Here is a 24,340-nt window from a genome sequence, read left to right on the forward strand (position 1 = left end):
ACTTCTTCCCCCTCACATTCTGAACGAGCCGCTTCCACTTTAAATATTGTCCAGCTTTGCCTCCTAAACCCTCATGTCTAAGAACCTTCCGCACCAGAAGATAAAAAGCATCTTCTGTGCGAAAGAACCTTAGCCAACGGGTCTGAACAGTCGGCTCCGCATTTCTATTTAACCAATAGAACCTTCCATCTCAAACTTGATTAGGCGGTTCATTTCAACTGCGTATTCCATTGGAAGTTCGCGAGTGAATGGCTCGATGAAGCCCATTACGATCATTTCTGTAGCTTCTTGCTCAGAAATACCGCGGCTCATTAGGTAGAATAATTGTTCTTCTGATACTTTCGATACTTTCGCTTCGTGCTCAAGTGAAACGTAATCGTTTTTGATTTCGTTGTAAGGAATTGTATCAGATGTAGATTGGTTATCCATGATTAACGTGTCACACTCGATGTTAGAGCGAGAGTTTTTCGCTTTTGGTCCGAAGTGTACGATACCACGGTAAGTTACTTTACCACCATGCTTCGCAATCGATTTAGAAACGATTGTTGAAGACGTGTTTGGTGCTAAGTGAATCATTTTCGCACCAGCATCTTGGTGTTGGCCTTTACCAGCAATCGCGATTGATAATGTTAAACCACGAGCGCCTTCGCCTTTTAAGATAACTGCTGGGTATTTCATCGTTAATTTAGATCCGATGTTACCATCAATCCATTCCATCGTCGCGTTTTCTTCACAAACCGCACGTTTTGTAACTAGGTTGTATACGTTGTTCGCCCAGTTTTGGATTGTTGTATAACGGCAATACGCATCTTTTTTAATGATGATTTCTACTACCGCACTGTGAAGTGAGTTAGTAGTGTAAACAGGTGCTGTACAACCTTCTACGTAGTGTACGTGTGCACCTTCGTCTACGATGATAAGCGTACGCTCGAATTGTCCCATATTTTCAGAGTTAATACGGAAATACGCTTGAAGTGGTGTATCAACTTTAATACCTTTTGGAACGTAGATGAATGATCCACCAGACCAAACTGCAGAGTTTAATGCAGAGAATTTGTTGTCTGTTGGTGGGATTACTTTTCCGAAATGCTCACGGAAAATATCTTCGTTCTCTTTTAATGCGCTATCTGTATCTTTGAAGACGATTCCTAGAGCTTCTAGGTCTTCTTTCATGTTGTGGTATACAACTTCAGATTCGTACTGTGCAGATACACCAGCTAAATATTTTTGCTCAGCTTCTGGAATACCTAATTTATCAAATGTTGCTTTAATTTCATCAGGTACTTCATCCCAAGACTTCTCAGATTTCTCAGATGGTTTTACGTAGTACGTAATTTCATCGAAATCTAAGTCATTTAAGTCGCCGCCCCATTGTGGCATTGGCATTTCATAGAACTTATCCAGTGATTTTAAACGGAAGTCTAACATCCACTGTGGTTCTTCTTTCATACGTGAAATCTCTTCAACGATCTCTTTTGTTAAACCGCGTCCAGCACGGAAAATCGAAACGTCTTTGTCTTTGAAACCATATTTGTAATCGCCCATATCTGGCAGTTGCTTCGCCATGTTGGTGTGTCCCTCCTTAGATAACCTCATTTTTAGGAACCTTTAACATTACTTATCTTCGTTTAAGCCCTTTTCTAACGCTTTCCACGCTAATGTTGCACATTTAATACGTGCAGGGAACTTGCATACGCCTTGTAATGCTTCAATATCTCCTAAATCGATGCTGTCATCGTACTCTTTTCCTAGCATCATGTCAGAGAAAATTTTCGAAAGCTGAAGTGCTTCTTCAATTTTCTTACCTTTTACTGCTTGTGTCATCATTGAAGCTGAAGACATTGAGATTGAACATCCTTCGCCTTCAAACTTCGCCTCTTGCACAATACCTTCTTCTACTTTCATCGTAAGTTGAATACGATCGCCGCAAGTTGGATTGTTCAAGTTAACAGTAACACTATCTTCTAACACGCCATTGTTACGAGGATTCTTATAATGATCCATAATAACTTGACGATATAACGTATCTAAATTATTAAATGACATTTGTGAAATACTCCTTTGTCTTGATTAGCGATTCAACAAATGTATCAATTTCTTCTTTTGTATTATATAAATAGAAGCTCGCACGTGCTGTTGAAGAAGCTTTTAGCCACTTCATAAGCGGTTGTGCACAGTGATGTCCTGCGCGAACTGCAATGCCTTCTACATCTAATACAGTCGCTACATCGTGAGGATGTACGTCTTCAATATTAAATGTAACAAGACCAGCGCGATGCTTTGGACCATAAATTGTAACGCCATCTACTTCTGATAGTCTTTCTAAAGCGTATTGCGCTAATTCATGTTCATGCTTTTCAATATTATCAAGACCGATTTCTTCTAGGAAATCAATTGCCGCACCAAGTCCGATTGCATTACCGATAATCGGTGTACCTGCTTCAAACTTCCACGGAAGCTCTTTCCAAGTAGATTCTTGTAAATCTACGAAATCAATCATTTCACCGCCAAATTCAATTGGCTCCATATTGTTCAGCAATTCTTTTTTACCATATAATACGCCGATGCCTGTAGGTCCGCACATCTTATGAGCAGATAATGCGTAGAAATCACAGTTTAAATCTTGTACATCTACTTTCATGTGAGGTGTACTTTGTGCACCGTCAACGACCATAATTGCGCCATTTTCGTGTGCGATCGCTCCGATTTCTTTTACAGGGTTAATCGTTCCAAGCACGTTTGAAACTTGCATAATAGAAACGATTTTTGTATTTGGTGTAACTGTTTGACGAACATCTTCTAAAGAAATTGTACCGTCTGGTTGAAGCGGAAGGTATTTTAAAGTTGCACCAGTTTTCTTCGCAACTTGTTGCCACGGAATGATATTACTATGGTGCTCCATGTAAGAAATAACGATTTCATCGCCTTCTTTTACATTTTCAAGACCATAGCTAGCCGCTACTGTATTTAATGCAGTTGTCGTTCCGCGCGTGAAAATAATCTCTTCCATTGATTTCGCGTTAATAAACTTGCGAACTTTCTCGCGTGCACCTTCATACGCGTCGGTAGCTTTCGTACCGAGCGTATGAACACCGCGATGCACGTTAGAATTATATTCTTTATAGTAACGTTCTAACGTTTCAATGACTTGAATTGGTTTTTGAGAAGTTGCTGCACTATCGAAATATACAAGTTGTTTGCCGTTCACTTTTTGATCAAGAATTGGAAACTGTTTGCGTATTTCATGAATATTCATTAGCGAACTTTCCTTTCAATTACCTCAACAAGCTGTGCTTTTACTCCTTCAATTGGAAGCTCATTTACTACAGGTGCTAAGAATCCATGGATGACTAAACGTTCTGCTTCGCGTTTTGGAATACCACGGCTCATCAAGTAGTATAATTGGTACGGATCTACGCGGCCTACTGAAGCTGCGTGACCTGCCATTACATCATCTTCGTCGATTAAAAGAATTGGGTTTGCATCCCCACGAGCTTTCTCATCTAACATAAGAACGCGAGAAGATTGTTGTGCGTTTGATTTAGATGCACCGTGTTCAATCTTACCAATTCCGTTAAAGATAGATGTTGCACTATCTTTTTGTACACCGTGTTTTAAAATCCAACCTTCAGAGTGTTTACCGAAGTGAACAACTTTAGTTGTAAAGTTTTGCGTTTGGTTACCACGGCCAATTGTTACTGTTTTCGTATCAGCATATGAACCGTCGCCCATTAAGTTTGTAACGTTCTCGGAAATTGTATTTCCGTCATTCATAAGGCCTAGAGCCCAATCAATGCGGCCGTCGCGTCCAACAACACCGCGGCGGTTAACGTAAGTTGTTACGTCTTTTGCTAATAGATCAACCGCACCAAATTTAACTTGTGCGCCTTGTTCCACGATTACTTCTGCTACGATATTTGCAATACCTTTAGCATTTTCATTTGCAACATAGTTTTCTACATAAGTTGCAGTACTGTTCGCATCAGCTACGAATAATACATGGTTATATACGTTAGCTTCTTCGCCGTCTACTAAGAATACAGCTTGAAGTGGAGTTTCAAGAACAACGTTTTTCGGAACATATACGAATGCACCGCCGTTGATTAATGCAGCATGAAGTGCAGTTAAACGATGCTCGTCTACCTTCACGCCGTCTTTCATTAAATACTTTTGTAATAGTTCAGCATGCTCTGTTGCAGCTGTTACGATGTCTGTAAAAATAACACCTTTTTCTTTTGCTTCGTCTGCTAAAGAAACGAACGCAGTTGTACCAGTACGTTGTACTAATACACTGTTATTTTCATCGATTAAGTTTTTCACTGCTTCTGGAAGCTCTGTTAAAGAACTTACAGGCTCTTGCTTAGCAGCGTCGCCTTTTCCGATAAAGTCCCATTTTTCAATTTTCGTTTTATCAGGCGTTGGCATTGGAAGTTCTGTTGCTTGTGCAAGAGCTTGTAAGCGGAACTCAGTCAACCAAGCAGCTTCGTTTACTTCGCTTGCGCGCTGACGGATTGTTTCTTGATCGAAAGGTAATGTACCGATTGTCATGTTTATGCTCCTCTCTTACGCTTCTTGCTCTGCTGTTTCGTCTTCAATACCTAATTCTTTTTTAATCCAGTCGTAACCTTCAGCTTCTAGACGTTGTGCAAGCTCAGGGCCACCAGATTTAACAATACGACCGTTCATCATAACGTGAACGAAGTCTGGAGTGATGTAGTTTAATAAACGTTGGTAATGCGTAATCATTAGGCAACCGAACTCTTCGCCGCGCATTTGGTTAATACCTTTAGATACAACTTTTAATGCATCGATATCAAGACCTGAGTCGATTTCGTCTAAGATTGCGATTTTTGGCTCAATCATCATTAATTGAAGAATTTCGTTACGTTTTTTCTCTCCACCAGAGAAACCTTCGTTTAAGTAACGTTGTGCCATTTCTGGATCCATTTCTAGGAATTCCATGTTTTTATCTAATGTACGGATAAATTTCATAAGAGAAATTTCATCGCCTTCTTCACGACGTGCGTTAATTGCAGAACGTAAGAAGTCAGCGTTTGTTACTCCGCTAATTTCACTTGGATATTGCATTGCTAGGAATAGACCCGCTTGTGCGCGCTCGTCTACTTCCATTTCTAATACATCTTCACCGTCGATGATGATGCTACCTTCTGTTACTTCATACTTTGGGTGACCCATAATTGCAGAAGATAAAGTTGATTTACCTGTTCCGTTAGGTCCCATAATTGCGTGGATTTCTCCACCTTTTACTTCAAGGTTTACACCCTTTAAAATTTCTTTGCCGTCAATTGATACGTGTAAGTCTTTAACCGTTAATGTAGAACCAGCCATCTCAATACCTCCATTAATCCTATATATACATTTTAAAAATTCCTAAAACGTTCATATTCTCATTTTATTCTCATTCTAATTTTATATCAAATAAAATGATATCGCAAACGACGAAAAAAAGTAACCGTTTTTTCACAAATGTATATAAGTATTTCCTTTTCACCTTTATATGATACACCTTTCTTCTTATTTATATAAAGAAAAAAGGACCGGTAAATTCCCAGTCCTTTCCTTATAATTATTCACTTATCGGAAGTACAGCACCTTTATATTCTTTATTAATAAAGTCTTGAATTTCTTTTGAATGCAATACTTCTACTAATTCTTTAATTTCTTTTTTCTTCTCGTCACCTTTACGAACTGCAATGATGTTTGCATACGGAGAGTCTGATCCTTCAATCGCAATTGCATCCTTCGTTGGATTTAATTTTGCATCAATTGCATAGTTCGAATTAATAAATAAAGCATCTCCCTCATTATTTTCATACAGCTTTGGTGACAATCCAGGCTCTACATCTGTTTTAAACTTTAAGTTTTTCGGATTTTCTACAACATCTTTTACTGTCGCTTTAACAACATCTACACCGTCTTTTAATTTAATAACGCCGCCTTTTTGTAACAATGCGAGCATACGGCCACGCTCCGCTACGTTATTACTCATAATAACTGTTCCGCCATCTGGCAATTCTTTTAAACTTTTATATTTCTTAGAATAAATCCCCATTGGCTCTAAATGGATTTTTCCTGCGTTTACAATTTTATATCCCTTTTCTTGAATTTCTTTATCTAAGTAAGGAATGTGTTGGAAGTAGTTCGCATCAATTTCCTTATCCGCTAACGCTTTATTTGGCAGTACATAATCCTGGAACTTTTTAATCTCTAACTTAATGCCTTTTTTCTCTAAGATTGGCTGTGCTTTCTCTAAAATAACAGCGTGCGGCACGTTAGAAGCTCCAACAACAAGCTTATTCTCTTCTTTCCCTCCGCAAGCAGCTAATGTAAATACAGACAGCGCTGTAACAACTGACAATAGAATCTTTCTCATATGATGTCCCCTTCTCCCCTATAGTTATGTAGTTATAAAAAAGGCTGGCATACACCAGCCCTTTTCAGCAATTATTCTTTTACAGGAACAACTGCCCCTTTATATTCTTTATTAATGAAGTCTTCAATTTCTTTAGAATGTAATACTTCTACAAGAGCTTTAATCTCTTTCTTATCTTTATCGCCTTTACGAACAGCTACTATGTTTGCGTACGGTGAATCATTTCCTTCAATTGCAATTGCATCTTTTTCCGGATTTAACTTTGCATCAATTGCATAGTTAGAGTTAATTAAAACAGCGTCGCCTTCTTTATTGTTATACACTTGTGGCAATAAACCAGGCTCGATATCCGTTTTGAATTTTAGATTTTTCGGATTATCTGCAATATCTTTTGGAGTTGCTTTAACTGGATCTACCCCATCTTTAACTTTTAAAATACCTTCTTTTTGTAAAATTGCTAAACCACGTCCATGGTCAGCAACAGAATTACTCATAATAATTGTCGCTCCGTCCGGAAGTTCTTTTAAGCTCTTATATTTTTGAGAATATACACCAATTGGCTCTAAATGAATTTTCCCTGCTACTTCAAAGTCATACTTTTTATCTTTAATTTCTTTTTCTAAATACGGAATGTGCTGGAAGTAGTTTGCATCTAAATCCTTATCCGCTAACGATTTATTTGGCAACACGTAATCTTGGAATTTTTTCACTTCTAATTCAATTCCTTTTTTCTCAAGTAACGGTTTTGCCTTTTCTAAAATTTCAGCGTGCGGTACGTTAGAAGCACCAACAACAAGCTTCTTTTCATCTTTATCTTTCCCGCCACAAGCAGCTAAGCCAAAAATTGAAGTTGAAATAAGTGCCGTAAGTAATAATTTTTTCATTTGAAACATCCTCCCGTTTTTTATTATCGTTTATCTATTCGAGTCGTTAAACTATCACCAATCCACTGAATTAAAAATACAACTAGTAATACACAAATTGTCGCAACGATTGTTACATCGTTATTTCCTCTTTGGAATCCTTCTAAGTAAGCAAGTGTTCCAAGGCCACCAGCACCAACAACTCCCGCCATTGCTGTATATCCTACTAAAGCAATTGTCGTAACCGTAATACCAGATACTAATGCTGGTAACGATTCTGGAATTAACACTTTCAAAATAATTGTGCTTGTTTTTGCTCCCATTGCTTTTGAAGCTTCAATTACACCTTTATCAATTTCGCGAAGTGCGATTTCAACCATTCTCGCGTAGAATGGTGCCGCTCCAATAATTAAAGCCGGCAGCGCTGCACTTGCTCCAAGAATTGTTCCAAGAAGAATCTTTGTGAATGGGATTAATAAAATAATTAAAATGATGAACGGTATAGAACGGAATATATTTACGAATGCTCCAATCACCGTATTAATTGATTTGTTTTCCCATAAATTATCTTTCGCTGTCATGAAGAGTAACAATCCTAAAATTAGTCCTAAAACAAATGTCGCAAGAGCTGCGATTGCCGTCATATATAACGTTTCACCCGTTGCTTCTAACATTTGATTCCAATCAACATTTGCGAGTAACTTATCCATGTGCAATCACCTCCAGCTCTACTTGATCTTGATGAATTCCTTCTATTGCTTGCTGGATCGCTGTTTCCTCACCATTTAAATGAACAACTAAACTACCGTAAGAACCGTTATTCGTTTGTGCGATATTTCCTTGCAAAATGCTAACTTCTATATCACTGCGTTGCATCAATCGTTGAAGCACTGGTCTTTCTACAGCCTCACCAATAAACTGCAAACGAATTACTTTTCCATCTGGATATTTTTCAATTAAACTTTCAATCGTTTCATTTGTATCTTCAGAATCTGTTAACTGCTGTACAAATCGTTTCGTAATATCTTGCTTCGGATTACGGAATACATCAAGTACTGGACCCGTTTCTACAATCTTTCCTCTCTCCATTACCGCCACTCGATTACAAATCTTTCGAATTACGTGCATCTCATGTGTAATGAGTACAATTGTTAAACCAAGGCGCTTATTAATGTCTAATAGTAAATCCAAAATTTGATCTGTCGTTTCTGGATCAAGAGCCGACGTTGCTTCATCACATAAAAGTACTTGTGGGTTGTTAGCTAATGCTCTTGCAATCCCAACGCGTTGTTTTTGTCCCCCGCTCAGCTGAGATGGGTACGCGTCTCCTCTTCCTTCTAATCCGACAAGATGAATTAATTCATCAACACGTTTTCTTCTCTTCGTTTTATCAACACCTGCAATTTCAAGTGGAAACTCAATATTTTCACGTACAGTTCGTGACCAAAGTAAGTTGAAGTGTTGAAAAATCATTCCGATTTCTTGCCTTGCCTTACGAAGTTCACTTCCTGTAATTGTTGATATAACACGATTCGCAATTGTAATTTGGCCAGAAGTCGGTTTTTCTAACTGATTAAACAATCTGATTAAAGAACTTTTCCCAGCGCCGCTATATCCGATAACACCAAATATTTCGCCTTTTTCTATTTTTAAATTGGCGTTATCTACAGCAGTGACATCACCGCTTTTTGCTTTATATATTTTCTTTACATTCTCTAATAGAATCATGATGTATCACCCCTTTTTTTGTTTAGGTCGACTCCGCAATTTTTTATGTTTAATGCGTGTAGTCCACCGTTATCACTACTTTTATTGTTTGAATGTCCTCCACATTCAAACAATAAAAAAACCTTTCTGCTTTAGAGAAGCAGAAAGGTTTATGTGCGTATATAACAACATTATCCCTCTCTCTCATCTCTCAAAGCATTTGCTTTGCAGGAATTGGCACCATTTCAACATAAGTTGACGGTTGCCGGGCTTCACAGGGCACAGTCCCTCCACCTCTCTTGATAAGAGAAATCAGATTCAATTTTCGTCTGATTTGTAATTTATGAAATTGTCTATATTTTATGAATTGAATTGTATCAATATCCAAACACCATGTCAACAGAAATTTTCGCAAAAAATGAACCTTCAGAATTTTAAGCACCTACTGACATCGGTTTACATATATGAAACATCGATTCGACTAATAGCATCGTTCGATACGTTCCCGAATATTGTACACGTCCATCGTTCATTAACATTTGCAATCGTACATTTCCATTAACCAATTGTTCTATATCCTTTTCGTCTAAGCAAATGATTTGTTCCGTTCCTCTTTCCTCATGTACCAGCTCTATATAATCTCTTGAAATTTGTAACGAACAACTTTCATCTCCCAAACGGAAATTAACAGTTTTTTCCTCTCGTCTTAAAAGCGGCTCTAAATGATATTGACCATTAGCGTAATTTACAAATGATTGAAGCAAAGAATATAATCTCACCCTAAATCACATCCTTCATATCACTTTCTATTACATACCATTCCCTCTCACTAAAGAGCAATCCTGTTATTTTCGCTCGACAAATACTGTATCCATCCTGCATCTCGACATATTTCCCAAGAAATATGTCGAGGCGGCAAAAATTTTGCCGCCTACTTTAATTCCGTATATAAATATTCAACCGAATGAAATGCGTATATCTTCTTCATCAGTGTCCCATTTTCAAAAACAAGTAAACAAGGTACACTTTCAATCCCATACTCTTTTGCTAAATGTGGAGCATAATTTAAATCTAACATCCCAATTTTCAACTCTTCAATTGTCATCTCAACGACTGTTAACATCTTTTTTGCTAATTGGCATGTTCCACACATTGGAGTATATACATATAACACTGTTTTTTCTTCGTTCTCTATTAGGGATGTAGCTTCGGCTCCTGTCCAATCAATCACTTCTATCATTCCTTACCGTAAATATTCTGTATAAACGTCAATGTCGGCTCCCCATAATACATTTGCTAAGTGTGTAGATGGCGCAGTTGCCACTTCTCGGTACGAGCGATCAATATAGATATGCTCGGCTTGCGGAAATTCTTTTCGAAATTGTTTCCTTAACTTTTCTCCAGCATCATCAGCATCTACTAGCACATACACTTCCTTATCAAAAAACTGATCAACGAGCTCATCCATTTTCGATAAACCAATTGTACCATTTGTACAAACAATTTCCACCGGTTCACGAATAATAGATTCAATCTTTCTTCTATCTGATGTACCTTCTACAATAATGACTTTTTCTACATAAATCATATGTCATCACCCGATCACCATATACTATATAACCTTGAACTTAGTATATAGTATATTCGTTATTTTCATGTTGTTTCCTGTTTATTTTTGCAAAAGAAAAGCGAAACCGACTGTTTAGCCCTGTTGGCTAAGGTTCTTCCGTACAGAAGACGCTTTTTGTCTTCTCGTGCGGAAGGTTCTTAGACATGAAGGGCTAGCCGCTGGAGATGGACAATGAAAAGCGGAAGCGGCTCGTTTAGATTGTGAGGGGGATGGAGCTTCTGACGTAGAGGCGCTTTTTGCCTTGTAGGAAGAAGCGAAGCCACCGAACAATCTAGTCGCTGGAGCTAGACAACGAAAAACAAAAACGGCTAAACCTGCATAAAGATTAAACGAAAATTTTTTTCAAAAAACGTTCTCCTACACGATAATTAGTATATGATTCTACATTCATTATTTTACATAAAATAAAAAAGGACAGCACAAAGGCTGTCCTTTAGTCGACTATAATTAGTCTTGGTTTGTCATTTCTGCATATTTTTCTGCAGTTAATAACTTCTCAACTTGGCTTGCATCAGAAAGTTCAACTTTAACCATCCATGCACCCTCGTATGGAGATTCGTTAACAAGTTCTGGTTGGTCACTTAATTCTTCGTTTACTGCTACAACTTTACCGCTTACAGGTGCGTATAACTCAGAAACTGTTTTAACAGATTCTACGCTTCCGAATGGCTCGTCAGCTTCGATTGTTGCACCTACTTCAGGAAGTTCAACGAATACGATATCGCCTAGCTCACCTTGTGCAAAGTGAGTGATACCGATAACAACTTCATTACCTTCAGTTTTTACCCATTCGTGTTCTTCAGAGTAACGTAAATTATTTGGAATGCTCATGACTGTACCTCCAGTGAATGTATTAATTATGTAAAAATACCTTATTGGTACTTTTTCCACACACTTTCAAACTGCTCTTCGTTAAAACCAAGTGTTACATTCGTTCCATCTGTTACAATTGGACGTTTAATCAACATGCCATCAGATGCTAAAAGCTCATACATTTCGTCTTCGCTTGCATCTTTCAACTTATCTTTCAGACCAAGTTCACGGTAACGCATTCCACTTGTATTAAAGAATTTTTTTAATGGTAATTCACTTTTTTCATGTAAATTACGTAAATCTTCTTTTGATGGTGGATTTTCAACAATATGAATCATCTCATATGCTACATCGTTTGCCTCAAACCATTTCTTTGCCTTTTGACATGTGCCACACTTTGGATATGAATAAAATGTTACTGTCATAAATTCACCTACTTTTTTACTAACCTTTACCTTTATCATATAGAAAACGTTTTATTATTTCAAACCATTATTCGCTAAACTTTTACTTATTTCGTGATAATTTTTAATAATCCTGCGAATTTTTCTTATTTTTCCGCCATTTGTTAAGAAAAAAATAAATATATAAATTTTTTAGATTCTGCACCAAACATATATCTTAAACAAGCGTTTGATTAATTCTCCATTTTTCTTCGTTAACCTTTGAACTACATGAGTTTCTTTCTACCGAACATACAGCTTAAACAAACGTTTGATTAATTCTCCATTTTTCTTTCTTAACCCTTAAGTTACATCGGTTTCTTCCTACCGAACATACAGCTTAAACAAACGTTTATTTAAAAAAATAAGAAGCCTCTTTTGCAGGCTCCTTCATCATCTATTCAAATAATCTGCAATTGTTTGAAATACTACGATATACATATTATGAATACTTTCTTCTGTGTTTCCACCATTTGATAAACCAATTGCCCATTGTTGCCCTTCACCACTTCCGATATTCGCAAAACCTTGCGTATACATCGCATTTACATCTTTTCGTGCACTGTTATACTCTATCCCTTTTGTAATAAAAATTGAATATAATTTATCTTGTAAACCGATAAAAAATACTGGTTTCTTTAGCGATGAAAATACATTTTTATACTGCTCTGTTGAGGCTTCTTGAAAGTGATCTTTCATTATTAGAAAACCATCCACTTCCTTAGATTTCTTTTCCAGTGCCTCTAACTTCATTTCCTCAAACTTTACATTCCTAAACGTATCTTTCGGCTTTTCTCCAACAACTCCAATTACGAGTGCTCTTCCGTTATATTCTAATTTTTCTCCTTCGTTATTCTTTGCACACCCAGCACCTACTAGGCATAACAATATAAAAACTAAAAAATATGATAAACGCTTCATTTAGCACCCTCACCCTTCTTTTTAGTCAAGTGACAAAAACGTAAGGTTAATTCAAGAAAATGTAAGTAAAATCGATAGCCCAATTCACGTTTCTATATTATAATCAATTGAATTTACTTACATTACTAAACATAGGAGATCAACATGAAGAAATTTAAACTTTCATCTTTTCTTCCGTTAAGTTATATACTTCTACTCGTACTCGTAAGTCCCCTTTACGACGTATTAAATAAATCGACTGTTCACGCAGTAGACGTTACAACTGTAGTAGATGATTGGATTCCATTTGTAAAAGCATTTATTATTCCTTATTTACTTTGGTTTCCATACTTATACGGCGCACTTATTTATTACTGCTTCGCTGACCGAAAGCAATATTATGTCACTTTAAGTAGTGTTATTTTTGGAAAGCTTGCTTGTTTTTCTATTTATTATTTTTGGCAAACAACTGTACCGCGTCCGACTGTCGTTGGAACAGATGTATTTTCTGAACTAGTTCGCTATATTTATAGTATCGATCAACCGGTAAACTGTTTCCCTAGCATTCACGTTCTTACTACATTTGTAATTATGTTAGCTGCCTTTAAGCGTAGAGAGCAACATGCTTTTGAATATTACATCCTTACTTTCTTCGGTACACTTATTATTTTATCAACGCTATTTACGAAGCAACATGCCTTTGTAGATGCCGTTTCTGGAATGACACTCGCAAGCATACTATACTTCGGCGTTCAACTCTTATTGGCCAAAGAACCAATAAGAGTTCCAGTAAAACAAAATCATAGAATGTAACATGACAAAAAAGCAGACTGTGGCTTCTCAGTCTGCTTTTATCTATTATTAAGGAGATTTTCAATTTAAGATTGCGGTACAGTCATATCACCAGAATGAATACGACCTGCTTTTTTAAGAGCAATGTAAAGTATATAAGAAACAGCTACTGGAATGACGATATAAGTAATTACCATCGCCGGGACAACTTCCCATCCTTCGCTGGAAATTAAATTAATTGGTGCGATAAGAGAACTTAATCCAAGACCTGCAATTTCTTTTCCTGCTTCCAGTTGGAAAATTAATGCGGATACCGGACCGACTATAGCACTGGCGACGACAGTTGGGACGAGAATCATTGGATTTTTAGTGATATTTGGCAACTGTACTTTCGGAGTACAAAGAGCTTGAGCTAATATGCCACCTAAATTGTTTTCTTTCGCTGAGATGACAGAGAATCCGATAAACTGAGCAACGCATCCGGCAAGAGCTGCACCACCTGCAACACCGTCTAAACTAAGTGCAATCGCTAACGCAGCTGATGAAGCTGGAGAGATAAGTAATAGTCCCCAAACTACTGCAATGACGATAGAAGCGATAAACGGGCTACCAGCTGAGCTATCTTTAATGAACGCTCCAACTGCATTTAAAACAGGAGTAATATTATGAGATAACCAAATACCTACTAAACCAGAACCTAATATTGCCGCAAATGGAACGAGCATCATATCTAACGCAGTTTTTCCGCTTAAACGTTTACCAATATATACAGCTAAAGTTGCTGTTAATAAAGCACCGATTGGCTCACCTGTTTTAATAATTAGACCTGCTTCAGTAATTGAAATGGATCCGGCACCAATTGCTCCAGCCACCATAGCCGAGAAGATTACAAGGCCATTTGCACCGAGCATAAAAGCAATTCCGGCACCAATTGCTGGTGCCATAAGTGATTTTGCAACAACTCCGATTGTAATAAGTAATGGTATATCAACAATTCTTCCTATATTTTCGATCAGTAAACCAATTCCGAGGGATACGAAAATACCTTGTGCGATTCCAGCAGATGCTTTAAATACACGAGACATTATATATTCCTTCATTTGTTTCACCTTCTTCTATAAGTTAGTAACCAATTGTTTTCATATAATCACGTAAAATATCGTTTGATTTTGCGAATCGAGATTCTTCATCCTCTGTTAAATTGAGTTCTACAACTTCTCTTATACCGTCTCTAGTAATAATAGCTGGTACTCCTGTACAAATATCATATTCACCATACTCACCATCTAAAATGGCTGATACAGCAATGACACGGTGATCATCATTAAAGATTGAACTCGCAATATATGCTAGAGAATTTCCGATTCCGTAATAAGTAGTTCCTTTTCGCTTATAAATTTCCCATCCAGCTTTCGCAGTCTTCTCAACAATTTCATCTAAATCTATTTCACCAAATCGTTCTTTTTGTTCTTCTAAAATTTGCAGAATTGGCTTTCCACCAACAGTTACGTGAGACCAAGCAACCATTTGAGAATCACCATGTTCTCCTAATGAATACCCATGAATACTACGAGGATCTACATGTAACATTTCAGATAAAATTGTTCTTAAGCGAGAAGAATCTAATGATGTACCTGTACCGATCACACGATTTCTAGGTAATCCAGATAATTTCCACACTTCATATGTAATAATATCAACTGGGTTCGATGCGAGTAAGAAAATACCATCAAATCCACTTTCCATTACCCCGCCAACAACACTTTCCATAATCTTTGCACTTGCTCCTAAAGTATCTAAGCGACTTTGTCCAGGTTTTGGTGCTGGCCCTGCAGTAATAATAACGATGTCCATATCTTTGCAGTCTTCATAGCTTCCTGCATATACTTTTGTTCTTGTATTTGTAAAGTTAATGCAATGTGATAAATCCATCGCTTCCCCAACTGCACGTTCATGATTTATATCAATTAATAATAGCTCTTCGCAAATGCCTTGATTCACAATAGAATACGCACAACTTGATCCAACTAATCCAGTACCGATAATTGCAATTTTTCTTGTATGTCTTTTCATAGCAATCTCTCCTAATTGATCATATAATCTATTTCTTTTGTTCTTTACATTCTTAATTATAGAGGTTCCCACGATAGAAACCATGGATACTTTGTGAAATATTGAACAAAGTTTTTGTCCTTTTTGTGAATTGTTATATTCTATTTTCGTCATATTTGTTACAACTGGAAAAATATTTATTATGTATTTATTGACATACAAAAAATAAAACGAGCGAATTCATTTTCGCTCGTTTTTTCATCCTATTATTCTGCACTTAACTGACTTTTCAATTGCTGCACAATCATCGGATTCGCAGGTGCTGCTGGTTTATAATAACTCTTTTGCTTTGCGTACTCATACATATTACGTTGACGCATTTCATCTTGATTACGAATTTGGATTAACGTTTGATGTAACTGTTCATTATCAGACTGAGCAATATAATTTGCATAACTTGTTAAACTTGCATTTAATCCTGCTAAATAATCATTTACCATATCTTTTTCATTCATCTTTTACTTCCTCCTATCCTAGGAAAGTCATTAATTGCTGTTTCGTATTTCTTGCATCTTGCGCATCTTTTTGTAGCATTTGTTTCAGTTGTGGATCTGTACACGTCTGTGCATACTGCTCCAACTTGTTAATAATTGTTGCGTGTCCACCAATTAAATGACGTAAGTTTTCTACTTCAAGCTCTGTTAAATTTTGCATGGAATACTCCTACCTTTCTTCTTTCATTCTTCTTTAGTATTCTGTTTTTTTCAAATCGTATTCATTAAAAAGTCTGCTAAATAATCATTTAACTAAAAAGAGCCTCTAAACGATTAGAGGCTCTTTCTACTTAAATTCCTTTCCGCTTCTTCAATCGCCCGTTGCATTTGTATTAACGGATTTTCAATCATTTTCCCATGTCCTGTCGCCAATAAAGACGGCTTATACTCCAGCAATTTCTGCGCGCTTGCTAATGAAACTTCTGCATCCCACGTACCAAACATAGGAAACGGGAAAAGCCACTTCAACTGTCCTGCTACCGCTAATCCTCCTCTCGTTTGAAATGCATCTCCAACAATGAGTGCATCATTTCTTGTGTCTAAAAACGCCATTGATCCCGGTGTATGACCTGGAGCTCCAATCGCTACAAGAGAACCAACTTTATCTCCCTCTTGAAGAAGAATATCTGGAATCGTATTTATCTGTTTTGACACTCCCACTTTTATTGATGTATTTCGTTCTCCCTCTTGCAGTACCTTATCTCCTTCAAGTAAACATGCATCTCTTTTTGAAATATAGACCGGAACATCCGGCAGCACTTGTTTTATAACATCAAGCGCTCCTACATGGTCATCATGCGCATGTGTAATAACGATATTCGTAATCGGTTTTCCTATTTTCCGAGCTGATTGTAAAATCTTCTTTGCACAAAACGGTAAAGCCGCATCAATTAAAGTTAATCCTGTCTCTTCTTCAACGAAGTAACAGTTAATTGGAAATAGACGCGGTAAAAATGCGATTTGATGAACTGTTCCTACACTTATTACCTTCATCTTCTTTACCTCCATAAAAAAGAGCTGTTTACACATACATATGTAAAACAGCTTTATTCAAGAATTCAGCAATAAAAAACCAGTAGCCAATCGGCTACTGGTTCTCTTTCATCTATTAAACTGTATAACGCTCATCTTCTAAAATTTTCGCAGCAATTTCACGTTTCTTCGGAATTACGTTAAGTGGTGTGTGGCGAGTTAATTTACGTAATGATGATAACATCATGCGCAGCATGTCGCCGTTTTCAACTGCGATAAGTGTTTCTTTCGCATCTGCTTCGATTTCGTTGAATGCTTCTTGGCAGAATACTTCAGTGTATAACACTTTTTGTTTATTCTTTTCAAGACCAGTTGTTTTAATTGCTTTTTCTGTACGAAGAACAGCTGATTCCATTGCATATAGGTTACTTACGATGTCAGCGATATTCACAAGAATTTCTTGCTCTTTATCTAATGCTTTACCGTATTTTTGAGCCGCTAATCCAGCTACCATTAAACCAATTTTCTTCGCATTAGTTACTAAATACTTTTGAAGTGCTAATGGCTCATCGCCTACTTCTTCTGGCATCATCATCATTAACTCTTCTTGTAATTTTTGTGCTTTTTGAAGAAGTGGTAATTCACCTTTCATCGCTTTACGTAAGAACGTACCTGGTACGATTAGGCGGTTAATTTCATTCGTTCCTTCGAAAATACGGTTAATACGAGAATCGCGGTACATTCTTTCAATCTCGTACTCTGCCATAAATCCGTAACCACCGTGAATTTGAACACCTTCATCTACTGTATAATCTAGTACTTCAGAACCGAATACTTTATTTAAAGAGCACTCGATTGCATATTCAGCGATAGAAGCTGCTACTGCTTTACCGTCTTTTACTTCTTCTTCAGATAATGTGCTCATGCGGCTTTCGAATAAACCTACTGTACGATATACAGAGCTTTCAGCTGCATATGTTTTTGCTGCCATATTCGCAAGTTTCTCTTGAATTAATGGGAAGCGAGCGATTGGTTGCTTGAACTGTTGACGTTGGTTTGCATATTGTGCTGAAATTTCTACTGCACGTTTCGCAGATCCAACTGTACCAACACCTAATTTATAACGGCCGATATTTAAAATGTTGAAAGCGATAATATGACCTTTACCGATTTCACCAAGTAAGTTTTCTTTCGGTACTAATGCATCTTCTAAAATTAACGTACGAGTTGAAGAACATTTAATACCCATTTTCTTTTCTTCTGGGCTTGTAGATACGCCAGCATATTCTTTCTCTACGATAAATGCTGAGAAGTGCTCTCCATCAATTTTTGCATACACGATAAATACGTCAGCGAATGCAGAGTTTGTAATCCATTGTTTTTCACCATTTAATACATAATGTGTACCTTCTGCATTTAAACGTGCAGTTGTTTTTGCACCTAATGCGTCAGATCCTGAACCTGGCTCTGTTAATGCGTATGCAGCTAATTTCTCACCAGTTGCAAGTAATGGTAAATACTTTTTCTTTTGCTCTTCGTTACCGAATAATACGATTGGTAACGATCCGATACCTACGTGAGCACCGTGAGTAATTGCAAAGCCGCCAGCGCGAGAGAATTTCTCTGCGATTAACGCTGAGCTTACTTTATCAAGACCAATCCCGCCGTACTCTTCTGGTACGTCAGCGCCTAATAAACCAAGCTCCCCAGCTTCTTTTAAAAGACGAACAGAACGATCAAACTCATGTTGTTCTAAATATTCAAGCTCTGGAAGAACTTCATTTACGATAAAGTCCTCTGTCGTTTTTGCAATCATTTTATGCTCAGATGAAAAATCTTCTGGCGTAAACACTTGATCAATCGTAATCTCATCAACTAAAAAGCTACCGCCTTTAACCGCATTTCCTACTGTTTTTTCCATGAAAATTTCCTCCTTCATATTTTCATGAGCCGCTTCTCTCTTTTTGAAAGAAGCTGGCTCTCAATTTTATTTTTTATAAACCTTGGTTGCTTCCATTCTTTGCTTTAGCGTCGTCTCGTTCTGAGCGAACCGCTTGCACTTTTTTTATAATCCAGTTCCAGTGGCTAGAACAGTCGGTCGTTTCACCCCTTCCTGTGAGGCAAAAAGCGCCTCTTCGTCAGGGCTTCCAACGCCCTCCTGTTCTGAGCGAGCCACCTGCACTTTTTTTATAATCCAGTTCCAGTGGCTAGAATGTTCGGTGGCTTCGCTTCTTCCTACGAGGTAAAGAGCGCCTCTACGTCTGAAGCTCCATCCCCCTCCTGTTCTAAACGAGCCACCTGCACTTTTTAAAGTAATTCAAATACTCCCGCTGCTCCCATTCCGCCGCCGATACACATTGTTACGATACCGAATTGTTCGTTGCGGCGTTTCATTTCGTGAATAAGAGATAGTGTTAGTTTTGCTCCTGTACAGCCAAGTGGATGTCCAAGTGCGATTGCACCACCGTTTACGTTTACTTTTTCTTCATCTAAACCAAGTTCACGAATAACTTGAATTGATTGAGAAGCGAATGCTTCATTTAGTTCGAATAAGCCAATATCAGATAGCTCTAAGCCAGCTAGTTTTAATGCTTTTGGAATTGCAGCGATTGGGCCGATTCCCATTACTTCTGGTGGTACGCCAGCTACTGCAAATGAACGGAATTTCGCAAGCGGCTTCATGCCATCGCTCACTGCTTTTTCACGATCCATTAATAGTACAGATGCTGCACCGTCACTCATTTGTGAAGAGTTACCAGCTGTTACAGAACCGCGAACGTTAAATGCTGGACGTAATTTACCTAAAATGTCTAGCGACGTTTCTGCTCTCACACCTTCGTCTTGTGCAAAAATGATTGTTTCTTCTTGCAGTTTATTGTTTGATCCAACAGTACGTAACGTCACATCTACAGATACTGTTTCATCAGCGAAGTTACCTGCCGCTAATGCTTTCGCAGCGCGTTGATGACTTCTTACTGCAAATGCATCTTGCTCTTCACGAGAAATTCCATATTTCACAGCAACTTGCTCTGCTGTATGTCCCATACCCATATAATATTCTGGAGCTGCTTCTACAAGGCGACTATTCGGACGAACAACGTGTCCCATCATTGGAACTAAACTCATTGATTCTGCCCCGCCTGATAATACAGCTTCAGAGTGACCAAGCATAATACGCTCTGCTCCGTAAGCGATACTTTGTAAACCTGAAGAACAGTAGCGGTTAATCGTAATAGCTGGAACATCGTAAGAAAGTCCTGCTAATCCGCCGATATTACGAGCCATATTTAAACCTTGCTCTGCTTCTGGCATCGCACAACCGAAAATTAAATCATCGATTGGTCCTTCATAATTCGCACGCTTTAACGTTTCCTTTACTACTAATGCCCCTAGATCGTCAGGACGAACTGTTTTTAATGAACCCCTCTTTGCTTTTCCAATTGGTGTTCTTGCTCCCGCAACAATGACAGCTTCTCTCATGAACGATATCTCCCCTCGTTATTAGTTACGTAATGGCTTTCCTTTTACAAGCATGTGCTGCATTCTTGCTTGTGATTTCATCTCACTTACTAAGCTAATAAATGCTTCACGTTCTACATCTAATAAATACTGCTCATCAACTTCTGTTCCGTACGGCACTTTTCCGCCCGCGATGACATATGCAAGTTTCTTCGCAATGTGAAGATCATGTTCAGAAATGTAACCTGATAAATGCATTGCTTCTGCACCAAGTACAAGAGTTGCATATCCTGTTTCACCAACAACTGGTATCTTTTTACGAATCGGCGCTTTATAGCCAGCTTCATATAAAGCAAGTGCTTTTTGTTTCGCATCATATAGTAAGTGATCACCATTCACACTAATACCGTCTTTATCGCCTAAGAAGTTGTTCGATACAGCTTCTTGTGCTGATGTAGAAACTTTCGCCATCGCTACAGATTCGAACACTTTATTCGCAACTTTTTGCAGATCAAACTCTACACCGTTTGGCATTTTATTTAAGTGTTTAATGTATAGCTCTTTATTACCGCCTCCGCCAGGGATTAAGCCAACACCAACTTCTACTAAGCCCATATACGTTTCACTAGAAGCTTGAATGCTAGCTGCTGGTAAGCAAACTTCTGTACCTCCGCCAAGCGTCATACCGTATGGTGCTGCTACAACTGGCTTAGAAGAGTACTTAATTTTCGTCATTGCATCTTGGAAGTTTTTCACAACCAACTCAATTTCAAAGTAATTGTCGTCTTGTGCTTCCATTAAGATCATTGCTAGGTTCGCACCAACGCAGAAGTTCTTCGATTGGTTACCGATAACAAGACCTTTATAATTCTTTTCTACTTCATCAACAGCGTAGTTAATCATTTGCGTAATATCCATACCGATTGCATTGCTCTTCGAATGGAACTCTAAGCAAAGGATGCCGTCGCCTAAATCAATTAAGCTCGCTCCGCTATTTTTCTTTAATACACCATTTTTCGCTTTTAATTGCTTAAGAGAAATTGCTTTTTTATTACGCTCGATTCGCTTATATTCGCCATTATCGTAATAGTAGCTATCGCCGTTATCATGTTTATAGAAAGTAGTGAAACCTTTCTCTAACATTTCTTTCACCCAAGTAGGAACAACTACGCCGTTTTCTTCCATCTTTTGAACAGATTTTTCAACACCAATTGCATCCCACACTTCAAATGGCCCTTGCTCCCAGCCGAAGCCCCACTTCATCGCTTGGTCAATTGCAACGATATCGTCAGCAATCTCTTTATGAAGTTTTGCAGAGTATAAAAGAGTTGGTGTAATGATGTTCCATAACAACTCTCCTGCACGGTCTTTCGCGTATACAAGCGCTTTCAATTTATTCGCTAATCCTTTTTCTTGTTTACTTAACTCTACGGATGCAGCTTTTAATTTTTTACGCGCTTCGTATTCCATCGTTTCAGGATTTAATTCTAAAATTTCTTTTCCTTGTTTTAAGAAGAAGCCTTGACCCGTTTTACTTCCAAGCCATTTTTTCTCAAGCATGTCATGCATGAAAGCTGGTACTTTAAATACATCACGCTCTTCTTCTTGTACGTTTTCATATACGTTATTTGCAACGTGTACGAATGTATCTAAACCGACAACATCTAATGTACGGAACGTCGCGCTCTTCGGACGACCAATAAGTGGGCCTGTTACAGAATCAACTTCCCCAATGCTATAGCCGCGTTTTATCATCTCTTGAAGAGTTACTAATAAACCGTACGTACCGATGCGGTTTCCAATAAAGTTTGGTGTGTCTTTTGCGATAACAACGCCTTTTCCAAGAACGTCTTCGCCAAATAGTTTCATGAAGCTTAATACTTGTGGATCTGTTTCTTTCGTCGGTATTACCTCTAGAAGTTTTAAATATCGTGGTGGGTTAAAAAAGTGTGTGCCTAAGAAGTGTTTCTGGAAGTCGTCTGAACGACCTTCTGCCATTTTTTCAACTGAGATGCCTGACGTATTCGAGCTTACAATAGAACCCGGTTTACGAACAGCGTCTACTTTTTCAAATAATTTCTTTTTAATATCTAAGTTTTCAACTACTACTTCAATAATCCAATCTACATCAGCTAGACGCTCAAGATCATCTTCTAAGTTACCTGCTTCAATCAGTGCTAAATTTCCTTTCACTGTCAGAGGAGCTGGTTTTTGCTTTAATAATTTTTGCACAGCCGTATTACTAAAACGATTTCTCACACTTTTATGTTCTAATGTAAGTCCCTTCGCTTCCTCTTCTTTTGTTAGCGCAGGTGGTACAATATCAAGCAATAATGTCGGAATACCAATATTAGCTAAGTGTGCCGCAATCCCTGAACCCATTACGCCTGAACCTAGAACAGCAGCCTTTTTAATTTGGAACATCCAATTCTCCCCCTATTCTTGAATGAATGCTCATTCAATTTTTCGACATAAGTCGCAATCAATGAGTGAGCCTCTACTAATAAATATATGATACTGTTTAAATTTTCGCAATATATTTATTGATAAAATTTTCTGAAATAAATATTTTTCTTTCATTTGGCTATGCTATACATGTGTATTTTCTTTGTTTAAATGCACTTTTCCTTTTTATAATCTGACGAAACTGGAGGAATATATATGGCAAAACTTAAGAAGAACCCTTCTAAGGCTGGAATTAGTGCAGCTAGTGTAACTGGAAATGCAGGTCCGCATAATCACGGTGTTGAAAAAGGACGCCAAGGTAATAATCAACAATATAAGAAGCATAATATGGGCGAAAAATAACGCTATATTTTTGGGCAGAGAACGTGGCATAATGATTAATGGCTGCTTTTTCTGCCCAATTTATTTGTACATATGGAAAACAAAAGAGGGAACGATGATGAAACGAACAATAGTTATGATTGTAATGATTGCTACACTATTTACAGGGATGATTTTCTTCTCTTATGCACAGAGGCAACAAGCTGTAAGAGCTGATCAACCTAAGATTACTGGGCAATATGGCGTTACAATCGATGCAGACACAGGTGAAATTTTGTATGGGAAACGCGAAGACGAACGTTCTTATCCGGCTAGTATAGCCAAAATGATGACAACCCTTCTTTTACTAGAGAATGTAAAAGAAGATGAAGAAATTACAGTTACAGAAAACGCAATTAAAACAGAAAGTCAAAGTAAGAAAATTAAACTTCGTGCTGGGGAAAAATTAAAGCGTGATGAGGCATTAAAACTTATGCTTATCATTAGTGCAGATCCAATAGCTGAATCAATTGCAGAACATATCGCAGGATCAAAAAATGAATTTGTGAAGATGATGAATGCTAGAGCGAAGGAACTTGGTACAAAGCATGCGACTTTCAAGAATGCAAGTGGTGCTGATGCAATTGGGAATAAAGTATCACCATATGACATTGCTATTATTACGAAAGAAGCATTAAAGTATCCAGTTGTTTTAGAATATATGAATTCAACACGTACAACTCTACATACTTCAGAACGCTCTCCAAACATCGCAAACTATGGACGAGAAGAACTATATGACGATCCATATGCGATTGGAAGTAAAAGTGGTCTATCAGCACTTGGCAAATATACAGTCGTAACAGTCGATGAAAAAGACGGTAAACGCGTCATTAACGTCGTATTATCTTCTACTCGCGCGCAACTATATCCTGATACGAAGAAAATGGCACATTATGCATTTCAGCAATTAAAATAACCAAGGAGTATTTTCT

The 24,340-nt window shown here is 37.7% G+C and carries 26 protein-coding genes and 1 riboswitch; of the genes, 3 read left to right on the forward strand and 23 right to left on the reverse strand.

Going from position 1 to position 24,340, the window contains the following annotated elements:
* Window positions 1–168: 168 nt before the first annotated feature.
* The 15 genes from sufB to CN409_RS25055 all read right to left on the reverse strand — a co-directional run bounded on the left by sufB (window position 169) and on the right by CN409_RS25055 (window position 12,771).
* Window positions 169–1,566 carry a Fe-S cluster assembly protein SufB gene (sufB, locus tag CN409_RS24980; protein WP_097981391.1) on the reverse strand — a complete coding sequence of 466 codons (1,398 nt, stop codon included), beginning with the start codon at window positions 1,564–1,566 and terminating at the stop codon, window positions 169–171.
* Between the two features lie 48 nt (window positions 1,567–1,614).
* Window positions 1,615–2,046: a Fe-S cluster assembly sulfur transfer protein SufU gene (gene sufU / locus CN409_RS24985; protein WP_000009525.1), complete on the reverse strand. Its 432-nt coding sequence runs from the start codon at window positions 2,044–2,046 to the stop codon at window positions 1,615–1,617.
* The gene (gene sufS, locus CN409_RS24990; RefSeq protein ID WP_001020767.1) at window positions 2,036–3,256 is read right to left on the reverse strand and encodes a cysteine desulfurase SufS; all 1,221 of its coding nucleotides are present in this window, start codon (window positions 3,254–3,256) and stop codon (window positions 2,036–2,038) included. Before sufS ends, sufU begins: the two co-directional genes overlap by 11 nt.
* A complete protein-coding gene (sufD, locus tag CN409_RS24995) occupies window positions 3,256–4,548 on the reverse strand; it encodes a Fe-S cluster assembly protein SufD (RefSeq protein ID WP_000152177.1) in 1,293 nt (430 codons plus the stop codon). Before sufD ends, sufS begins: the two co-directional genes overlap by 1 nt.
* 15 nt (window positions 4,549–4,563) lie before the next feature.
* Window positions 4,564–5,349, reverse strand: a complete 786-nt coding sequence (gene sufC / locus CN409_RS25000) for a Fe-S cluster assembly ATPase SufC (RefSeq protein WP_000929162.1) — start codon at window positions 5,347–5,349, stop codon at window positions 4,564–4,566.
* A 238-nt stretch (window positions 5,350–5,587) separates the two neighbouring features.
* A complete protein-coding gene (metQ, locus tag CN409_RS25005) occupies window positions 5,588–6,394 on the reverse strand; it encodes a methionine ABC transporter substrate-binding lipoprotein MetQ (RefSeq protein ID WP_001226751.1) in 807 nt (268 codons plus the stop codon).
* A gap of 71 nt (window positions 6,395–6,465) precedes the next feature.
* Window positions 6,466–7,278, reverse strand: a complete 813-nt coding sequence (gene metQ, locus CN409_RS25010) for a methionine ABC transporter substrate-binding lipoprotein MetQ (RefSeq protein ID WP_000735090.1) — start codon at window positions 7,276–7,278, stop codon at window positions 6,466–6,468.
* A 23-nt stretch (window positions 7,279–7,301) separates the two neighbouring features.
* Window positions 7,302–7,967 carry a methionine ABC transporter permease gene (locus CN409_RS25015; RefSeq protein ID WP_000359401.1) on the reverse strand — a complete coding sequence of 222 codons (666 nt, stop codon included), beginning with the start codon at window positions 7,965–7,967 and terminating at the stop codon, window positions 7,302–7,304.
* Window positions 7,960–8,985 carry a methionine ABC transporter ATP-binding protein gene (locus CN409_RS25020; protein ID WP_000601782.1) on the reverse strand — a complete coding sequence of 342 codons (1,026 nt, stop codon included), beginning with the start codon at window positions 8,983–8,985 and terminating at the stop codon, window positions 7,960–7,962. The genes CN409_RS25015 and CN409_RS25020 overlap by 8 nt, the downstream gene beginning before the upstream one ends.
* 180 nt (window positions 8,986–9,165) lie before the next feature.
* Window positions 9,166–9,273, reverse strand: a riboswitch (SAM riboswitch).
* A gap of 125 nt (window positions 9,274–9,398) precedes the next feature.
* The gene (locus CN409_RS25025; protein ID WP_001242143.1) at window positions 9,399–9,743 is read right to left on the reverse strand and encodes a hypothetical protein; all 345 of its coding nucleotides are present in this window, start codon (window positions 9,741–9,743) and stop codon (window positions 9,399–9,401) included.
* A gap of 152 nt (window positions 9,744–9,895) precedes the next feature.
* The gene (locus tag CN409_RS25030) at window positions 9,896–10,204 is read right to left on the reverse strand and encodes a thioredoxin family protein (RefSeq protein WP_003280640.1); all 309 of its coding nucleotides are present in this window, start codon (window positions 10,202–10,204) and stop codon (window positions 9,896–9,898) included.
* A 3-nt stretch (window positions 10,205–10,207) separates the two neighbouring features.
* Entirely contained in the window at window positions 10,208–10,552 is a 345-nt protein-coding gene (locus CN409_RS25035) for a toprim domain-containing protein (protein ID WP_000640870.1), read from the reverse strand.
* A 489-nt stretch (window positions 10,553–11,041) separates the two neighbouring features.
* Window positions 11,042–11,425: a glycine cleavage system protein GcvH gene (gene gcvH, locus CN409_RS25045; protein ID WP_000026896.1), complete on the reverse strand. Its 384-nt coding sequence runs from the start codon at window positions 11,423–11,425 to the stop codon at window positions 11,042–11,044.
* A gap of 41 nt (window positions 11,426–11,466) precedes the next feature.
* Window positions 11,467–11,832, reverse strand: coding sequence for an arsenate reductase family protein (locus CN409_RS25050; RefSeq protein WP_000218968.1), 366 nt, complete (start codon window positions 11,830–11,832; stop codon window positions 11,467–11,469).
* Window positions 11,833–12,243: 411 nt separating this feature from the next.
* Window positions 12,244–12,771, reverse strand: a complete 528-nt coding sequence (locus tag CN409_RS25055) for a lipoprotein (protein WP_016078140.1) — start codon at window positions 12,769–12,771, stop codon at window positions 12,244–12,246.
* A 144-nt stretch (window positions 12,772–12,915) separates the two neighbouring features.
* On the opposite strand from CN409_RS25055, the gene CN409_RS25060 reads away from it, so the two are divergent.
* Window positions 12,916–13,563 carry a phosphatase PAP2 family protein gene (locus CN409_RS25060; RefSeq protein ID WP_000713772.1) on the forward strand — a complete coding sequence of 216 codons (648 nt, stop codon included), beginning with the start codon at window positions 12,916–12,918 and terminating at the stop codon, window positions 13,561–13,563.
* A gap of 65 nt (window positions 13,564–13,628) precedes the next feature.
* Here the strand turns inward: CN409_RS25060 and CN409_RS25065 are convergent, their stop codons facing one another.
* The 8 genes from CN409_RS25065 to CN409_RS25105 form a co-directional block, all read right to left on the reverse strand.
* Window positions 13,629–14,642, reverse strand: coding sequence for a PTS sugar transporter subunit IIC (locus CN409_RS25065; RefSeq protein ID WP_000666170.1), 1,014 nt, complete (start codon window positions 14,640–14,642; stop codon window positions 13,629–13,631).
* 22 nt (window positions 14,643–14,664) lie between these two features.
* A complete protein-coding gene (locus CN409_RS25070; protein WP_000820650.1) occupies window positions 14,665–15,615 on the reverse strand; it encodes an L-lactate dehydrogenase in 951 nt (316 codons plus the stop codon).
* Window positions 15,616–15,860: 245 nt separating this feature from the next.
* Window positions 15,861–16,109, reverse strand: a complete 249-nt coding sequence (locus CN409_RS25080; protein ID WP_001002987.1) for a spore coat protein — start codon at window positions 16,107–16,109, stop codon at window positions 15,861–15,863.
* A gap of 13 nt (window positions 16,110–16,122) precedes the next feature.
* Entirely contained in the window at window positions 16,123–16,308 is a 186-nt protein-coding gene (locus CN409_RS25085; RefSeq protein ID WP_001180555.1) for a hypothetical protein, read from the reverse strand.
* Window positions 16,309–16,421: 113 nt separating this feature from the next.
* Complete coding sequence (locus tag CN409_RS25090; protein ID WP_000864826.1) at window positions 16,422–17,141, reverse strand: MBL fold metallo-hydrolase; 720 nt, start codon at window positions 17,139–17,141, stop codon at window positions 16,422–16,424.
* A gap of 115 nt (window positions 17,142–17,256) precedes the next feature.
* Window positions 17,257–19,041, reverse strand: coding sequence for an acyl-CoA dehydrogenase family protein (locus tag CN409_RS25095; RefSeq protein WP_000416287.1), 1,785 nt, complete (start codon window positions 19,039–19,041; stop codon window positions 17,257–17,259).
* Window positions 19,042–19,427: 386 nt separating this feature from the next.
* Window positions 19,428–20,600, reverse strand: coding sequence for an acetyl-CoA C-acetyltransferase (locus CN409_RS25100; protein WP_001206339.1), 1,173 nt, complete (start codon window positions 20,598–20,600; stop codon window positions 19,428–19,430).
* 21 nt (window positions 20,601–20,621) lie between these two features.
* Entirely contained in the window at window positions 20,622–23,003 is a 2,382-nt protein-coding gene (locus tag CN409_RS25105; protein ID WP_000486371.1) for a 3-hydroxyacyl-CoA dehydrogenase/enoyl-CoA hydratase family protein, read from the reverse strand.
* 237 nt (window positions 23,004–23,240) lie between these two features.
* Here CN409_RS25105 and CN409_RS25110 point away from each other — a divergent pair, with 237 nt between their 5' ends.
* Together CN409_RS25110 and CN409_RS25115 are read left to right on the forward strand one after the other, a co-directional pair.
* Complete coding sequence (locus CN409_RS25110; protein ID WP_001096344.1) at window positions 23,241–23,387, forward strand: YuzL family protein; 147 nt, start codon at window positions 23,241–23,243, stop codon at window positions 23,385–23,387.
* 97 nt (window positions 23,388–23,484) lie between these two features.
* A complete protein-coding gene (locus CN409_RS25115; RefSeq protein WP_000831456.1) occupies window positions 23,485–24,324 on the forward strand; it encodes a D-alanyl-D-alanine carboxypeptidase family protein in 840 nt (279 codons plus the stop codon).
* Window positions 24,325–24,340 lie beyond the last annotated feature (16 nt).

Origin of the sequence: Bacillus sp. AFS012607 (assembly GCF_002558005.1) — a bacterium.
Classification (GTDB): domain Bacteria; phylum Bacillota; class Bacilli; order Bacillales; family Bacillaceae_G; genus Bacillus_A; species Bacillus_A thuringiensis_S.

Coding starts and splice junctions, on each gene's coding strand:
- sufB (WP_097981391.1), bottom strand. CDS start 1,566: ATGGCGAAGCAACTGCCAGATATGGGCGATTACAAATATGGTTTCAAA.
- sufU (WP_000009525.1), bottom strand. CDS start 2,046: ATGTCATTTAATAATTTAGATACGTTATATCGTCAAGTTATTATGGAT.
- sufS (WP_001020767.1), bottom strand. CDS start 3,256: ATGAATATTCATGAAATACGCAAACAGTTTCCAATTCTTGATCAAAAA.
- sufD (WP_000152177.1), bottom strand. CDS start 4,548: ATGACAATCGGTACATTACCTTTCGATCAAGAAACAATCCGTCAGCGC.
- sufC (WP_000929162.1), bottom strand. CDS start 5,349: ATGGCTGGTTCTACATTAACGGTTAAAGACTTACACGTATCAATTGAC.
- metQ (WP_001226751.1), bottom strand. CDS start 6,394: ATGAGAAAGATTCTATTGTCAGTTGTTACAGCGCTGTCTGTATTTACA.
- metQ (WP_000735090.1), bottom strand. CDS start 7,278: ATGAAAAAATTATTACTTACGGCACTTATTTCAACTTCAATTTTTGGC.
- CN409_RS25015 (WP_000359401.1), bottom strand. CDS start 7,967: ATGGATAAGTTACTCGCAAATGTTGATTGGAATCAAATGTTAGAAGCA.
- CN409_RS25020 (WP_000601782.1), bottom strand. CDS start 8,985: ATGATTCTATTAGAGAATGTAAAGAAAATATATAAAGCAAAAAGCGGT.
- CN409_RS25030 (WP_003280640.1), bottom strand. CDS start 10,204: ATGATAGAAGTGATTGATTGGACAGGAGCCGAAGCTACATCCCTAATA.
- CN409_RS25035 (WP_000640870.1), bottom strand. CDS start 10,552: ATGATTTATGTAGAAAAAGTCATTATTGTAGAAGGTACATCAGATAGA.
- gcvH (WP_000026896.1), bottom strand. CDS start 11,425: ATGAGCATTCCAAATAATTTACGTTACTCTGAAGAACACGAATGGGTA.
- CN409_RS25050 (WP_000218968.1), bottom strand. CDS start 11,832: ATGACAGTAACATTTTATTCATATCCAAAGTGTGGCACATGTCAAAAG.
- CN409_RS25055 (WP_016078140.1), bottom strand. CDS start 12,771: ATGAAGCGTTTATCATATTTTTTAGTTTTTATATTGTTATGCCTAGTA.
- CN409_RS25060 (WP_000713772.1), top strand. CDS start 12,916: ATGAAGAAATTTAAACTTTCATCTTTTCTTCCGTTAAGTTATATACTT.
- CN409_RS25065 (WP_000666170.1), bottom strand. CDS start 14,642: ATGAAGGAATATATAATGTCTCGTGTATTTAAAGCATCTGCTGGAATC.
- CN409_RS25070 (WP_000820650.1), bottom strand. CDS start 15,615: ATGAAAAGACATACAAGAAAAATTGCAATTATCGGTACTGGATTAGTT.
- CN409_RS25080 (WP_001002987.1), bottom strand. CDS start 16,109: ATGAATGAAAAAGATATGGTAAATGATTATTTAGCAGGATTAAATGCA.
- CN409_RS25085 (WP_001180555.1), bottom strand. CDS start 16,308: ATGCAAAATTTAACAGAGCTTGAAGTAGAAAACTTACGTCATTTAATT.
- CN409_RS25090 (WP_000864826.1), bottom strand. CDS start 17,141: ATGAAGGTAATAAGTGTAGGAACAGTTCATCAAATCGCATTTTTACCG.
- CN409_RS25095 (WP_000416287.1), bottom strand. CDS start 19,041: ATGGAAAAAACAGTAGGAAATGCGGTTAAAGGCGGTAGCTTTTTAGTT.
- CN409_RS25100 (WP_001206339.1), bottom strand. CDS start 20,600: ATGAGAGAAGCTGTCATTGTTGCGGGAGCAAGAACACCAATTGGAAAA.
- CN409_RS25105 (WP_000486371.1), bottom strand. CDS start 23,003: ATGTTCCAAATTAAAAAGGCTGCTGTTCTAGGTTCAGGCGTAATGGGT.
- CN409_RS25110 (WP_001096344.1), top strand. CDS start 23,241: ATGGCAAAACTTAAGAAGAACCCTTCTAAGGCTGGAATTAGTGCAGCT.
- CN409_RS25115 (WP_000831456.1), top strand. CDS start 23,485: ATGAAACGAACAATAGTTATGATTGTAATGATTGCTACACTATTTACA.